Consider the following 13354-nt stretch of genomic DNA (forward strand, 5'->3'; position numbering starts at 1 on the left):
TGGGGCCACGACTTCGTGCACTGGTACAACTTCGAGCATCGCCACAGCGGCATTCGCTACGTCACACCCGCGCAGCGTCATGCCGGTGAGGATCTGGCAATCCTGCAAGCGCGTCATCAGACATACCTCCAGGCGCGTGAACGCAATCCGGCACGTTGGTCAGGTCACACACGAGACTGGTCGCCGATCGTCACCGTCACACTCAATCCCGAGCGCGAAGCTGTCATTCGCGACCACCTTCGGGATAAAACGCAATTGGTTGCATGAATCAGGCGACAACCACCTTGACTCGCTCCGATCTTCCGGGAGAACAAAATCGGCCAGGTAGCTGTAAACAGCGTCATATACCGTTTGAGGCGCCGTTGCGTTGACGTCTGGCATCGCATCAACATCGACAGGTGTTCCGCCATCGGCCGGCTGAATTACGGCGCCACCGACCAATATGATTAGCAGAAGCATTCTTTTTGCGGTGCGGGAGCGCATGGTAGCCCGATTATTGTTGACGATTCAATGCAGATTCGACGGCCTGTCGGACCTCGGCTGCGATTTGCTTGCCTCCGGTCTTCGGAGCTGGCGACGTCGCGAAAACCCACCTCGCGCCCGGATACGATGCCTCCATATAAGAGTAATATGTACGTTGATGTCTAAAGAAATCAGCGATTCCGTTATGCGATAAAAAATAGCTTTTTCCGTCTGCGCTTTTCTTCACGAACACGCCTAACGTATAGTGGACGTTATTTTTCTGTCCAAGACTCGCCCCGAAATCTGCGAGGAGAGTGTCTCGGAGTGTCTCGCGCGTAAGAACGGTCGGATTATTTATATCGAATATTCCGATAATTTTATCAAACTGATCGACGGTCAATCTCCATCCCGCGAATGGCGCTATTGATTGGTAAAGTTTGGGTATCGACGCATCGGATATTCCTGCCGGTTTGAAAATCTGTTCATCACAAAATTTTTCGTACGACTCACCGGAAACAGCCTCCACAACAAGGCCGAGCAACAGATAAGAAAGGTTCGAATAAACGAAGCCGTTCTCCCCGGTGGACTTGTCACCGCCGGACTCGACCAAATAATCAAAGGGAGTGCTGTTGATGCCTAACCTGCGAAAAACAAGTGAGTTGTCGATACCGTTTACAGGGTCTGAAGAGTGGTTCGTTCGAAGTCCGGCTGTATGTGATAGTAGACGCTCTATTGAGATTTCCCGTAAGGAAGGATCCAGCTCTTTGTCGCGATCTTTGAAATACGTGTCCAATAGATCACCAAGTTTTGATTGGAGGCTCAACTTTTCTTGCTGAATCAGGATAGCGATCGCGATTCCAGTGACGAGTTTGGTCAGGCTTCCGATCATTACGCCGTCCGACGATCCGGCACCCCCGAATTCCGTCTCCAGAAAATCGCCCTGACTGGTTTCCACCCGAATCCAGACCTCTTCAAGATGGTATTTTGAGCGGATTTCTCCAAGCCGTCGTTCTAATATTTCCTGGCTCGACGGGCTCGCGTCAGAGGCTGCTGGATTGGAACCGCGATCATCTGCGGTTGGTGCTCGCGCCGCTGAGTTGTCTTGTGTGGCGAAAATCGTTCGTGCTGTCGAAGCATTGATCGCCAACAAAACGACGACGCAAAAGATAAACGGAAAAGACGCCCGCATGACTGCTCCTCATAGGGACTTTTGCCGGCAGGTCTCATCATGGTAGGTCGAAACTGTCCTCAAAACTACCAAATGACATGTCAGGCTTTCACGGATTCCTTAGAGACTGTCCCAGGTCATGCGGGCGTAAACGACCGGATACTCTGTTGGCGGCAGGAGAGTGCCTCTCGTTGCGGCCGGCGGCAACGGGTAGCTATGACCGGTCGCTCCAGCACTGGACCGACGCTGCCTTGTCTAGGGGGGCGTTGATCACCGGCGCAGAAGGGTGGCCGCTCCACCGAATCGCGGGGTTGCCGGAATGCATCAACTGGATGCAAAGCTGCGGGGTCAGCTAGCAATCGCTGCAAAGCGAAGCGCGCTAAGATCGCCATCACCGGGTCCGGAAGGGGGGAGTGGATCGTGGCGACATTCAAGGAGTTGAAGGCACAAATGGCCGCGCTCGAGGAGCAGGCTGCGGCGGCGCGGGCGGCGGAGTTTGAGGCGGTGCTCGCGGATATTCGGGTCAAGGTTGTCGAATACGGGCTTACGGAACGGGACATCTTCGGACGCCGGCAAGGTGCACGCGCGAAGACCATCACGGGTGTCCTGCCACCCAAATACCGTGACCCGAAGACGGGGGCAACCTGGTCAGGCAGGGGGCGAGCGCCAAACTGGATAAAGAACGCGAAGAACCGCGACCGATTTCTCATATCGCGCTGAATGCCAGCCGGCGCCACACATTCCAACCCGCTCAAGTTCTTGAGCCGGCTGCCGAAAATGCTTGCATGACACATGAGCCACTGCAATTTCCCTGGAGCGATCCTCTCTGGGCTGAAGCTCGGGCACTGGAAGCCAGCATCCGCGTGATCAGACGCGCTCAGGGCAAGCGCAATCCTGAAGACTTCTCACCGCGTAGCCCGGAATGTATCGCTATGATGGAAGAGTTTGTGCGCGATATCGGACGTGTGCTTGCGCGCGATATCAGCAACCTTGAACGGGACGACGACCGGCATCTGGACGGAGCGGGTGCGACTGGGTAAGCGTGCCGCGTGAGGCAATGCCACTCCCAAGCGCCCCAGGCTTTGAATTTTTTTGAATATAAACCGTGCGTGAAACAGTTTCGGGTTCAAATAACAAGATATGGATAAAACGTATTCGAAGAACGACCTAATGAAACTCGCAATCGAGGAGCATCTGAAGTGCTCGGAATATCCACGCGTCGGCGCCGTGGTCGCGAGAGACGGAGTGGTCCTTTCAACAGGTTACCGCGGTGAACGCAACAAGATACATGCGGAACGGGTTGCCCTTGAGAAGCTGACTCGTGAGCAGCGTTGTGGCTCGACGGTCTACACAACTTTGGAGCCGTGTGTTGACCTGCATCACGATCAGGGTATCGAGTCATGCGCGGACCTGATCATTTCATCTGGTGTTTCTGAAGTAGTTATAGGGGTACTCGATCCCAATGGCACGATTTATTCTCAAGGGTTTAGAAAGCTTCTGGAGAATAATATCAGTGTAAGCTTTTTTAGCCGAAAACTTCGATCCGCTGTGGAAGAAGAAACCTTCGAATTCGGCGACGTTCACAGAGTGTTCGGTAATGGAAAGCGTCGGGTCCCTGTCGTACACAGCGGAATTGACATCACCGTGCAATTCAGCGAGTCAGATTCCAGAAGCATTCCAATTTCGTGGAGCACGTTGCAGCCCACATTTGGTTGCGTAGACCTCATAAGCTCGAATGGCGCTGTGACGGTTGCTGCTGGCACGAAAAATTTTGGCGATATTACGGATCCATCCGTCTTTCGATTTCCCAGTCATTTCGCGAGAATGAAAAAAGGATCAATCGCGATAGTCCAACCGGCTGGTGCCACGTTCAGTGTTTTGGTCAAATTAAACGACCTATTTGAAAACGATATCCTATTTCAATGGGAGGTTCGTAATAATAGCTAGTCAAGAAAGGGCGATGTGGGCGCACCGCGCCTTTTTTGACTAGCATTCGCTTCGGGGCACGCGGTGCTCATCTGCAGGAAATCAGCAAAGAACCTACTTTTTGCTTAGCAGGTCAGCAAGCGAAGTCGAATTGTTGTGGATGCCTAGCAGCGAATTGGGATACGGTGGTTCGGGCTTAAGCAGGTCGGCGAGGCTCAAAGGGGAGGTTCCGCCGTTAGATAAATCGCCCAGCAAGCTGGGAATAAGAAGCGGTGCCTCGGTCATCTGCTTAATAGGTGGGGGTGGGGGGAGCAGAGAACCTAGGCCGAACTGCGGGAATTGCGATAGCGTTGGCAAGTTCAGCAACGCGTTCGGGATCATGGCCGGCCTTCTGTCGCGACTGAGTTGCTCATTCAGCCACTGGTCCATCTCAATGTTTACGAGATTGCCCTGATAGTGATCGACACTGCAGTCCGCTGCGAAGACGCATTGCAGCAGGGATCGGTCGCTTGAGCCGAGTTTTTGATAAACCTCAGACGACACCTGAATAGGATAGCTGCTGTCCCGGTTTCCCTGATGGCAAAGGTTCGAGGCTTCGTTGACCACGTCGCCCATCCAGACGACCTCGTTTATGCCGGCGCCGTTGAATCCTGACTTGATCATCAGCGCACGCCCGTACGCGACCCCTACCCCACATCGGATCGGCACGTACCCCTTCTGCTCGAAGCGATAATTTAAATGCTGGGCCAGTGCGTTGAGCGCGCAGGCTGCGTTAAATGCTTGTTGCACGCCACTACCGGCCGACGTATCGAAGATGCCGCTTACGCAGTCGCCGGCGACATATATTTCCTTGCAGCACGGGTAGCTGTTCAGAACAGCGCTGCACTCCGAAATATATGTTCGATAGATCTTTCCGAGCACCGGGCGTGTATGCTTATCGGGCAGTGACGAGCTGCCGCGAATGTCAATAAAGACTGCAGCGCACTTCACGTAGAAGCCGTTGTCGAACGTCAGCCGGTTCCGCGCGGGGATCGCTTCAACTTCTTGATAGTTTCCCGCGGGCAAATCCAGGATGCCCCGAATCCGCGTATCGCTGTCGTTGCTTGAATATTTGCGCCAGTTCGATTCCATCGCTACCCCGCTACGCTGCTGGCGATACCGAGAATGGTCGTCACCATTGCAGCAAACCAGAAAAAACCGGCCCAGGAAACGTTGCAGTTCTTTGTGTGCGCCACGTGGCAGATCGCGTGGTGCTGCTCAAGCGCTTCTCGTGCGAGATCACTATCCGGCATCTGCAACACGTCTTCCGCGAATTGCGCGCCTTGGCTTGCCGGGTATTTGGACGCGACGAAGCCGTAGAACGTCACGGCTCTTACGGGCGGCTTTGAGTTTGGCTTGCGCTTTGGGGGATCTGAGCTGAGCCGGATGCGCGGCACCAAAACTGCCATAGCAAGGCACAGTGAGATCAGCGAAAGGCCGGTTGCAAAGAAGCCGAGCCGGTGTGGCCACGGGGTGGAGGCTGCGGCGGTAGGCAGTTTTGTGGTCGTCCAGATGAAGCCGAGCAGGGCTGCGTTGATGGCCGCAATAAACCCCGCTTTCGCGTCGAGGGTCGTAACCCATTTGCGGGACACTTCCGCCATGCCCTGATACACCTTCAATCGCTCCGGGTCGTCCATGGCCGCAGACTCCACAAAATGTGGATACATTATAAGCGCAATCCACAACATGTTGATGCGGTGGCTAGGTACACGAAGTGACCGTAGGTGAGGGGCCCCTTTCCGCTTACGCTTCGGCCATGTCTGAGGCGATGAAAGCCGACACCTATCATGAAGTCATTCCGCGCAATCCGGCGGCAGAGCGCATGAAGCCCACCTAGCGAGCGAAGTGCATGCAGCGCGCGTGACCAGACGAATTTAGTCGTTCGCATGTCCCGGCGTCGCTGCGATCGCTGCGTCCTCCGCGCACCGCGTCCGTGGCCTCCAATTTCTGCGCTACGCAGCGCGCATTACTCACTCTCCCGCCTTCGGGATGGTAAGCGGCGCGTGGCCATATCAGATGGCCGCCGAGTGGCCAGGAGAGCGCGGTACTTGTGCGGGGGGGCGGTCACCGGTGATACTCCGCTGCGCGATAGAAACTGGTGCGTTCGGAACCGTGGCGAAACGGCAAGGGAGAAGTGATGTATTTCAAGACCATTTACACGATACAACAGCTTCGCCTTCAATCTTCTATTCCAATTGAACACTTTGTTAACGAGGATGCAGTCGTCCGTGTCGTATTGCGTCGTCCAAGTGAGGAAGAGCTAAAGCAAGGGTTCAAGGATGACGTAACGATGTGCGAGGCGTATGCGGAGTTGACGCCGAACAAAGCAACTTTGGCTGTGTTCGATGACATCGAAAACGGGAAGCTACGAGGAACGCCTGAAAGCTACCGCGTGGCGTATAAGGATCTTCGGGGCGAAATGGTTTACCTCCCCAAAGCTCTACCGCGAAATTTTGAGGACTTTATCAAACGAGCTAGCAAACTCTTGTCGAGAGCGGTTCATCGGGTCGCGCATCTTGTGCGCTGGAGGACGGACGCGTACGGCCCGCACAGCCCGCTCGCTTCCCGAGAAATGTATTGGTCACGCGACGGGGAGCTTTGGAACTTCGCGCCGCGTGGTGTGAGTATTCATCTGGAGCATATCAAGACCGACAGGTCATTCGGTCAAGCCGAGAAAGCGGATATAGATCAGTTGATCGAGTCGGACTGGGCCGCCCCGCTACATCACGAGATGTTCCGCGAAGCTTGGCAGCAACGACTGGCAAACCCTCGAAGTTCTATGGTTATCGGTGTGGCCAGCCTTGAGATCGGCGTAAAGCATTGCATTGGGAGGTTAGTCCCCGATGCTCGCTGGCTAGCGGAGAAGGCACCATCGCCACCGATTGTGGCGATCATCAAGGAGATGTTTCCGTCGCTACCGGCGAAGTGCGCGCTTCCCAAAGGCGCAACCCTTCTACCGGCCTTTGTGGAAGACAAACTTAGGAGTGCAGTCAAGATACGTAACGATCTGGCACATGCGGGGAAGTTTACAGTCACAACTGACTCGATAGAAGAAATCCTGGTCTGCATCAAGGATATGCTGTGGCTGATAGATTTTCTGTGCGGATATGAGTGGGCATACAACCATATTCGGGAAGAAACTCGAGCAGCGATTGAAGGAAACGCTGCTCAACCGCGTGATTGAGTAGCCGTGGTGTAGGGCACCGCACGGTTGCCTGATAGCCGGCTGGATAAAATCCATCAGACCGGACCGGGTGACGTTCGTCGCTGGGTGTCCGCCGTCTCGTATTGGTGGGGCAATTGGTGGGTGTGGTGCCAAACCTGCGAAACCCGCACCGGGTATAGGGCCAACCTAGACGACTGGTCTGCCGTATCCGACACGCCGCGCGACGTAGCGAAGCGGATTCGAGATGCGGCGCGAGCGTTGCGCTTCAACGCGTAGGAATTTCGCCGGCCCAGCCGCCACCGGAAAACGATGATAGACGAGACCGACTCTAAGGCGGCATCCGCGCCTCGCAATCTGGAGGAAGTACGGCAGCGTGTTCGGGCGCAGGCACCTGCTGAACTGCATGCGGTTAGTTCGAAAATGATCGGTGCCTAGACTGCCTTCGTTGCTGCAACTCTCATTGCGTCGATCACAAACTCCGTGGCAATCGGCGGGGGGAGGCTGGTGATCTGTCTGCTGTCGCTTTCACTCCCTGCACTCGGTGCGCATCTTCTTCTTGACCGCACGGTTACCGTGATTCAACAGCGTAAGTCGAGCGCATACCGCGGTGCCGCGCTCGGTCTTGGAATTGTCCCGAGCATTACGGCGTTTGCGATTCTCATAGGGCACATATCCGTTGTCGGTGCACCGCTTTTCGTGCTCGGCTGTTTGTACTGGTTTTTCGTCGTTGACGTTGTGACTGCTGCCGGGGCTCACGATAAGAATTCGAAAATCTGAAAGGTAGGATACTAGGTATAGGGGAATAGCGGCATGAACATACCCTCGGTTGAGCGTGACGGTGTAGAGAAAGCGCAGTGCGGCGGTGGCGAGCACAAGCGTGCTGCGCGAGCGCTGGGCATCAACCAGATGCAATTGCCGGGCGCGGATCTCCTCAGGCCCGAGCAACTCGGGCGAGCGTCCGAAATGACGGGCGAACGCACTGACGTAGGACACGTAAAGGCGCTGGGTATTGGCTGCGAGGTTGCGCACGCGCATATCCTCGATCATGCGTCGACGTAGGGGTGTCATGGTGGACTCCGCTCTGGGTGGTCACAGCAGCAAAATGCACTGCCATCGTCGCACTCGAACGGATGGGTCCCGCGGATGATCCCGGAGCCGATGTCGCTGGCTGACCACCTCCTCCCGCGTCAGCGGGTTAGTTCAATACCAGTTATCAGACTTGACGATGTTCGCAAACTTTTAGAAAAGCGCGCGGACCGCTTCCCAACCGGCGAAAGCCGGGTGCCGCGCGGGGCGGCGCACCTTGCCGTGGCCCCGGCCCCGACCGCGATCGGGATGCCGGGGGGCGCGGCGCCCTGCCAAATAAATATTTTCAGATTGCTCTTCGAATAACGGCACTGGTGCCGATAACAACAAAAATCTGACAAAAGGAGCCACATCATGCCGTCTGCTGTCGACCATTTCGCCGGGGGCCGCCCCGTTCGCCGGTTTGCCGGTTTGCGCGTCGTGCGCGCCCGCCCGCCGCGCCTCTGCGCTGCGATGGGTTTCGCCGCCTTCCAATCGGGCCGTGCCCGGGCAATGGAGGTGGGGCAATGAGCATCGCAAACGACAAGAAGCCACCCGTTATGCAGGCTGCTGCACCGTCAGGCCGTTCCCGCTGGTTGCGCCGCGCGAAGGTCACGGGCGGTGCTGCGCTGCTGATCGGCTTTCTGGTGCTGGTCGTGTGGGGGATGTTCTGGCCGCAGCTCGATGGCCATTACACCGGTGACGCCGGCCGCCTCACGGTCGATGTGGTGTTCGAGGGCAAGGCCACGCATGTGACGTTGTCGGGCGAGGCAGCCCCGCCCGGGCAGCAGGCGCGCATGAATGCCGACCGGGGTTTCACGACCGTCACGTTTGGGCCGGACGTCCCGGACCGCCGGGTGCTGGAACGCCAGGCGCTGGTGTTCCATCCTTTCAGGAATGGCCCCGGGCAGTACGAGCTGGTCAGTGGGTGCCGTTCGGTCGCGCTGACCAAAAGCACGCCGGGCAGCCGCTTCGGTCGCGCGCATCCCTATCTTGCGATGTTCCTGCTCACGGTCGGCCTGGTGGGCTTGATGGCCTATTCGCTCAACGAGAAGGCGAAGAGCGAGCCGGAGAATATTTACACAATGTGGTACCTGTATTGCCTCGTACTGATGGCGAGCCTCATCGTGCTCGGCGCGGCGGCATACCTAGGGATGTTCGGGTTCGACGGGGTGCCCCGAAACCCGATCGCGCGCGCCATTGTCTGGGGCGTTGAATATTTTCTTGCCGTACCGGAGGATTGCGCGGTGCTGCTCGGGATCCTGGTGATCGTCGTCGTGCCGCAGTGGGGGGCATACGTGCTCAGTGGCGCCGTTGGCGCGGCGCGGCGCTCGCGCCACGTGGTGGCGACGGGCAAAGTGGTTGCGATTTTCATCTCCAAGGCCTTCCTGAGCGCCTCCGCCGTCGCGCTGGCGATCGTCGTTGTCGGGAGCTATTACGCCTGGCTCACTCCCGGGCCGCTGAACGTTCTCGCGAATGTGATGACTGCCGTCATGCTGCTGATGATCGGCCTGATGATTTTCTGCTTAGTCCCGGTCAGGGAGGCGAAGGGGCGGATTGCGCCGCAACGGGTCCGCCGTAACCACAAGCGGATGCGTCGCAAGATGCGCAAGCCCGCGCGCGCGATCGCGGAGCAGATTGAACGGGAAGCGCGCGAGGCTGCGCAACGGCGGCGCGAGGTTCTGCATGCCGTGCATTGCGCGTGCGGGCGTGGCGGGTGGGTGTGGGACGCGTCGCACGGCCGCGCGGCGTGGTGGCACCGGGCTCTTTTTCGCGCCCGGCGCCGCCGCTAGAATCCTGCTCTCGCTGCCCGGCGTGTTCTCGACGAGCTAGGCCGAGTGACCGACCGCGCCTCGCCTCGCCGAGGGCATGCCGCTTCCTTGACAGGCAGGGGGCGGGGATAGAATGGCAGTGTTCCGATCCTCTGCTTCTTCGATGCCCCTGCCCACAACCGCTTTTTTCGAGCAGACGCTGCGCGCAGCCTATGAAGCGCTGTGCGCTTCGCCGCCCGCTGCGCTCTGCCTGAACGGTGTTTTCCGGTTTCAAGGCCATGAACTGGACGAGAACTCCACCTTCCAGCTCGACGATATCGTCATGACGAGCCGCGAAGCCGCGCATCTCCTGATGGTGTTTGATGGGTCCCGCGTCAGCGAGCAGCAACAGCACGATTTCGGCCGTGACGATGCGCCGCCCGGCACCTATTTCACGGTTGTCAACCGAGAAGTGATCCACGAGGGGCACAAGAACCGGATCGGCATCTACATGGAGGAGGGCGACGGGGCGTCGCTGTATATCGGCGATGACGTCGATCCAGTGCTACCCGATGACAACGCGCTGCCGGTCGGGCGGGCTGACGAACTGCTGACAGAGCCAGCGCGCGCGGTCCACGTCGATCACCTGTTCCTGCGACGTCAGGCCCCCGACTATCTCGGCACTGTCGCCTTTGCCCTATGCGCGATGATGGCCCACCGTCTCGGCCTCACGCACATCTCACTCATCGCAGGCGGTGGCCGCGGGCACGCGCCGGACATGATCGGATACTTTTTCTGGCCGAAGCTTGGCTTCGATGCGCCGCTGGAGCCCGAGGAAACCGGCGCGCGCCCGGAGTTTGCACGCTGCGTCTCGGTCCAGGACCTGCTAGCGATCGATGAGCCGTGGTGGCGCGACAACGGCGCGCAGCGGTGGATGGAATTCGACCTCGCAGCGCACAGCCCGGCCTGGACAAAGCTGCTAGACTATCTGCGTGAAAAGGAGCTGATATGAGCGAAACCCTGAAGAAGCCCCGGGCGGAGGCGTCGAGCGCGCCAACTGTCGTGGTGCGGCTTGCGCGCTCCGGCAAGAAGAAGGTCGTGGTCACCGCCGAGATGAAGGCGCAGTTGCGTAAGCGCGCAAAAACATCGACGCGAACCGCATTTCCGGAGTTGCCGGAATGGCGGCTTGACCGCTGATAAGAAAACGGGCCGGCAGGGCCCGTTTTTCTTTTGGAACCCCTTTCTGGCGTCGGTACCGCATTGGCTTGCTACGTTGGCCACGCCGTTGCGGCGAGCCCGGTTTTACGTCAGGATCGGGAGGCACGGACTACCTTCGCCGCACATGGCCGACCGTCTCGAACTTGTTGCCCTGGCACTGCCCGCCGGCTGCGCACCCGAAACCCTGCCGCCGCCCGTCATGCAGTTCATCGCTGCTTGCTGGCCCGGGATGAGCCGCGCCCAGTTGCTCGACCGGGCCCGCCGCCTCGCCCTGCGGGTGTCGTTTCGCGCGCGACCGGAACGCGGGCCGGACGGTGTGCGGCTGTACGCGCTGGTGCTGATGGTTGGTGAGGTGAGGGCGGAGCTCGTCGCCCACGTGCGTCGGCTCGCGCGCCGCCGCGGCACCCGGCGCGCGAGGGCATCGCTGCCGCCGGTGCGGGACGTAAGGCAGAAGGGGCTTTTCGAGGGGTAGTCTGCGCCGAATTGCGAGCCTGCCCTTCGGGTAACCGGCGCACGGTTCTCTTTCAAGCAGCTCCCCGCGCCGCACTACATCGGTTAGTTGGCGGGCGACACGTCGGCACGCGTCACCGTACGGAGCGGGCAGGTCACCTTGCGCTGTGCGTTCCTATCAGGTAGAAAGTTGATTTTTCATTTCGCGCGTAACCCCATGGCAGTGTACAAACTGGAGGACGTTTTCGGCGTCACGTCCAAGCCGATTCGTTCCTACGTCGAACGGGAAGACATCGATACACGGTTTCGTGAGGCGCTGAAGTCGGGTAAGCAAGTCGTCGTGTACGGATCTTCGAAGCAGGGCAAAACCGCCCTGGTATCGAAACACTTGCCGTACGCCGATCATCTGCCAGTGAGCTTGACTCCCAAGACACAACTCATCGACGTCTATCAGCAGATGCTATCCGCCGCGGGGGTGCGCTTGATCAGCGGGACGACCGACAAGCGATCCACCGATGCGAGCGTGGGCGTAAGCGCAAAGTTCAAGGCGTTGATACCGCTGTTCGGCTCGGCTGAGGCTGAAACCAAGGGCGATTTCAAAGCGGGCTCAGGGCAGGAAATCAAATACGAGGAGATTCCGGTCAACCTGGAACTCCCGCAGACGGTGGCCAATCTTCTCGATCGGGTCAACTGCAAGAAGTGGGTCATACTCGAGAACTTTCACTATCTCAACGACGAGATACAGCGGGCATTCGCATTTGACTTGCGCGCCTTTCAAGAATTGGGCGTGCGGTTCGTGATCCTCGGCGTCTGGCGCGAGAAGAATCGCATGGCGCAGTTCAACGGTGACTTGCTCGATCGGGTGATCGAAGTTCCGGTTGAGCCATGGGTCGAAGCCGATTTCCGGCGCGTTGCCGAAAAGGGCACGCGCGAGCTGAACATCGAGATTCACAGTGCATTGGTCAACGGCGCAATCAACGCATCGTTCTCCAGTATTGGTGTGTTTCAGGAACTGCTGAAGGGCATCTGTATTGAAGCTAGGGTGCTCGAATGGCAACGGATGAAACGCAAGATCGACAACGTCGATCTTTTGCAGCGCGCTATCGAAGTCAAAACGCACGACTATGCTGCGCGTCATCAGAGGGCGCTCGAGGCCATCTCGGCTGGGCATACGACAGGCGGAGCCAAGGGCGATTTGCCGCCACTATTCTTGCCCTACTATCTGGTCCAGGTGATCCTTCAGAATGGGTTCGATGGCATTGCTGATGGTATGCATCGAACCGTCCTGCATGAAGGCATCAAGGCCATCCACCATCGGGGTGACGACGTTCGATCGTCTGACATGACGAACCTTCTCGGCGGACTGGCCAATCTGCAAGCTGTCAAATCGATTTCGCCACCGATCATCGATTACGACACGCAAAAGCGCGTCTTACAAGTCGTCGATTCGACTTTCTACTTCTTTATCAAGCACGTTGACGCGCAGGAAGTGGCAGCCGAAATGCTGAATCCGCTCAGCTGATCGGCCTGGTCCGGCGCGATGTGCGCCGGCGGCAGCACTGTGTGTGGCGCGGCCGTCGGGATGCTATCACTGGCGGTCGCGAACCATTGACCATTTCGGGGGGCGGAGTACCGGGTTGATCCGACGCGCTCTCTCCCAATCACGGCGGACCTTCACGCCCGCCAAAGCACGCCATGTCCTATCTAACTGATGAGAGGCTCAAGAGCTATCTCGACACGAACCAGCTCCATCGAGAGCAGTTGTGCCTGGCCCTTCTCGCACTGGACAATCGCTTCACCAATGTCAGGCCGCGCCACCCCCCCCCGGAGTCAGAATGGATGTCGCCTCGTTAGAATCTGAAACTGTGGGGCGATAACGGAAAGATGAAGTGGCCAGATACGGACAAGCATTTAAAGACAAAGCTGTAGCGCGGTTGTTGCCGCCCGAGAGTGCCTCGGTGGAAGCGGTTGCCAACGAGCTGAGTATTTCGACGTCAACACTCGAACGCTGGCGCGCGGATGCGCTGTCCAGGCCCGCTCGCGAGCGGGCCTGGACAGCGACGGCCCGGTTCGAGGCGGTGCTGGCGACCGCCGCAATGGATGAGGCCG

14 protein-coding genes and 1 pseudogene are annotated in these 13354 nt (G+C 58.3%); 11 read left to right on the forward strand and 4 right to left on the reverse strand.

Features of this window, described 5'->3' with window-relative positions:
- Nucleotides 1-267 (forward strand): annotated as a pseudogene (locus A3CW_RS51925) (IS3-like element ISAzo10 family transposase); the annotation flags it as partial.
- Nucleotides 268-493: 226 nt separating this feature from the next.
- Here the strand turns inward: A3CW_RS51925 and A3CW_RS0143255 are convergent.
- Entirely contained in the window at nt 494-1651 is a 1158-nt protein-coding gene (locus A3CW_RS0143255; protein ID WP_081772094.1) for a serine hydrolase domain-containing protein, read from the reverse strand.
- A gap of 399 nt (nt 1652-2050) precedes the next feature.
- Here A3CW_RS0143255 and A3CW_RS0143260 point away from each other — a divergent pair, with 399 nt between their 5' ends.
- The 3 genes from A3CW_RS0143260 (at nt 2051) to A3CW_RS51930 (ending at nt 3577) form a co-directional block, all read left to right on the forward strand.
- Nucleotides 2051-2350: an H-NS histone family protein gene (locus A3CW_RS0143260; protein ID WP_028209049.1), complete on the forward strand. Its 300-nt coding sequence runs from the start codon at nt 2051-2053 to the stop codon at nt 2348-2350.
- A 65-nt stretch (nt 2351-2415) separates the two neighbouring features.
- Nucleotides 2416-2670: a hypothetical protein gene (locus tag A3CW_RS52930; protein ID WP_211254140.1), complete on the forward strand. Its 255-nt coding sequence runs from the start codon at nt 2416-2418 to the stop codon at nt 2668-2670.
- Between the two features lie 130 nt (nt 2671-2800).
- Nucleotides 2801-3577 (forward strand): cytidine deaminase, encoded by a 777-nt coding sequence (locus tag A3CW_RS51930; RefSeq protein WP_211254141.1) that lies wholly within the window; start codon nt 2801-2803, stop codon nt 3575-3577.
- 93 nt (nt 3578-3670) lie between these two features.
- Here the strand turns inward: A3CW_RS51930 and A3CW_RS50530 are convergent, their stop codons facing one another.
- Together A3CW_RS50530 and A3CW_RS53715 are read right to left on the reverse strand one after the other, a co-directional pair.
- Nucleotides 3671-4687, reverse strand: a complete 1017-nt coding sequence (locus tag A3CW_RS50530) for an adenylate/guanylate cyclase domain-containing protein (RefSeq protein ID WP_051482095.1) — start codon at nt 4685-4687, stop codon at nt 3671-3673.
- A gap of 2 nt (nt 4688-4689) precedes the next feature.
- Nucleotides 4690-5232, reverse strand: coding sequence for a hypothetical protein (locus tag A3CW_RS53715; RefSeq protein ID WP_211254142.1), 543 nt, complete (start codon nt 5230-5232; stop codon nt 4690-4692).
- Between the two features lie 500 nt (nt 5233-5732).
- Between A3CW_RS53715 and A3CW_RS0143280 the strand changes: the two genes are divergently transcribed.
- Complete coding sequence (locus A3CW_RS0143280) at nt 5733-6779, forward strand: hypothetical protein (RefSeq protein WP_028209050.1); 1047 nt, start codon at nt 5733-5735, stop codon at nt 6777-6779.
- 507 nt (nt 6780-7286) lie between these two features.
- On the opposite strand, the gene A3CW_RS0143285 is transcribed toward A3CW_RS0143280, so the two are convergent.
- Entirely contained in the window at nt 7287-7829 is a 543-nt protein-coding gene (locus tag A3CW_RS0143285) for a site-specific integrase (RefSeq protein WP_081772096.1), read from the reverse strand.
- A gap of 524 nt (nt 7830-8353) precedes the next feature.
- On the opposite strand from A3CW_RS0143285, the gene A3CW_RS0143300 reads away from it, so the two are divergent.
- From A3CW_RS0143300 to A3CW_RS51940, 6 genes are all read left to right on the forward strand, one after another.
- On the forward strand, nt 8354-9619 hold the full coding sequence (locus A3CW_RS0143300) for a hypothetical protein (RefSeq protein WP_028209053.1): 1266 nt from the start codon (nt 8354-8356) through the stop codon (nt 9617-9619).
- A 112-nt stretch (nt 9620-9731) separates the two neighbouring features.
- A complete protein-coding gene (locus A3CW_RS0143305) occupies nt 9732-10589 on the forward strand; it encodes a hypothetical protein (protein ID WP_245623889.1) in 858 nt (285 codons plus the stop codon).
- Nucleotides 10586-10774: a hypothetical protein gene (locus tag A3CW_RS0143310; RefSeq protein ID WP_028209055.1), complete on the forward strand. Its 189-nt coding sequence runs from the start codon at nt 10586-10588 to the stop codon at nt 10772-10774. The genes A3CW_RS0143305 and A3CW_RS0143310 overlap by 4 nt, the downstream gene beginning before the upstream one ends.
- Before the next feature lie 145 nt (nt 10775-10919).
- Entirely contained in the window at nt 10920-11267 is a 348-nt protein-coding gene (locus tag A3CW_RS0143315; RefSeq protein WP_028209056.1) for a hypothetical protein, read from the forward strand.
- A gap of 195 nt (nt 11268-11462) precedes the next feature.
- Nucleotides 11463-12767, forward strand: coding sequence for a hypothetical protein (locus A3CW_RS0143320; protein ID WP_028209057.1), 1305 nt, complete (start codon nt 11463-11465; stop codon nt 12765-12767).
- A 367-nt stretch (nt 12768-13134) separates the two neighbouring features.
- On the forward strand, nt 13135-13354 hold a 220-nt coding region (locus tag A3CW_RS51940; RefSeq protein WP_154678188.1), incomplete at its 3' end, for a transposase.

Source organism: Paraburkholderia nodosa DSM 21604, from assembly GCF_000519185.1.
Classification (GTDB): Bacteria; Pseudomonadota; Gammaproteobacteria; order Burkholderiales; family Burkholderiaceae; genus Paraburkholderia; species Paraburkholderia nodosa.

Coding starts and splice junctions, on each gene's coding strand:
- A3CW_RS0143255 (WP_081772094.1), bottom strand. CDS start 1,651: ATGCGGGCGTCTTTTCCGTTTATCTTTTGCGTCGTCGTTTTGTTGGCG.
- A3CW_RS52930 (WP_211254140.1), top strand. CDS start 2,416: ATGACACATGAGCCACTGCAATTTCCCTGGAGCGATCCTCTCTGGGCT.
- A3CW_RS51930 (WP_211254141.1), top strand. CDS start 2,801: ATGAAACTCGCAATCGAGGAGCATCTGAAGTGCTCGGAATATCCACGC.
- A3CW_RS50530 (WP_051482095.1), bottom strand. CDS start 4,687: ATGGAATCGAACTGGCGCAAATATTCAAGCAACGACAGCGATACGCGG.
- A3CW_RS53715 (WP_211254142.1), bottom strand. CDS start 5,232: ATGGACGACCCGGAGCGATTGAAGGTGTATCAGGGCATGGCGGAAGTG.
- A3CW_RS0143280 (WP_028209050.1), top strand. CDS start 5,733: ATGTATTTCAAGACCATTTACACGATACAACAGCTTCGCCTTCAATCT.
- A3CW_RS0143285 (WP_081772096.1), bottom strand. CDS start 7,829: ATGACACCCCTACGTCGACGCATGATCGAGGATATGCGCGTGCGCAAC.
- A3CW_RS0143300 (WP_028209053.1), top strand. CDS start 8,354: ATGAGCATCGCAAACGACAAGAAGCCACCCGTTATGCAGGCTGCTGCA.
- A3CW_RS0143305 (WP_245623889.1), top strand. CDS start 9,732: ATGGCAGTGTTCCGATCCTCTGCTTCTTCGATGCCCCTGCCCACAACC.
- A3CW_RS0143310 (WP_028209055.1), top strand. CDS start 10,586: ATGAGCGAAACCCTGAAGAAGCCCCGGGCGGAGGCGTCGAGCGCGCCA.
- A3CW_RS0143315 (WP_028209056.1), top strand. CDS start 10,920: ATGGCCGACCGTCTCGAACTTGTTGCCCTGGCACTGCCCGCCGGCTGC.
- A3CW_RS0143320 (WP_028209057.1), top strand. CDS start 11,463: ATGGCAGTGTACAAACTGGAGGACGTTTTCGGCGTCACGTCCAAGCCG.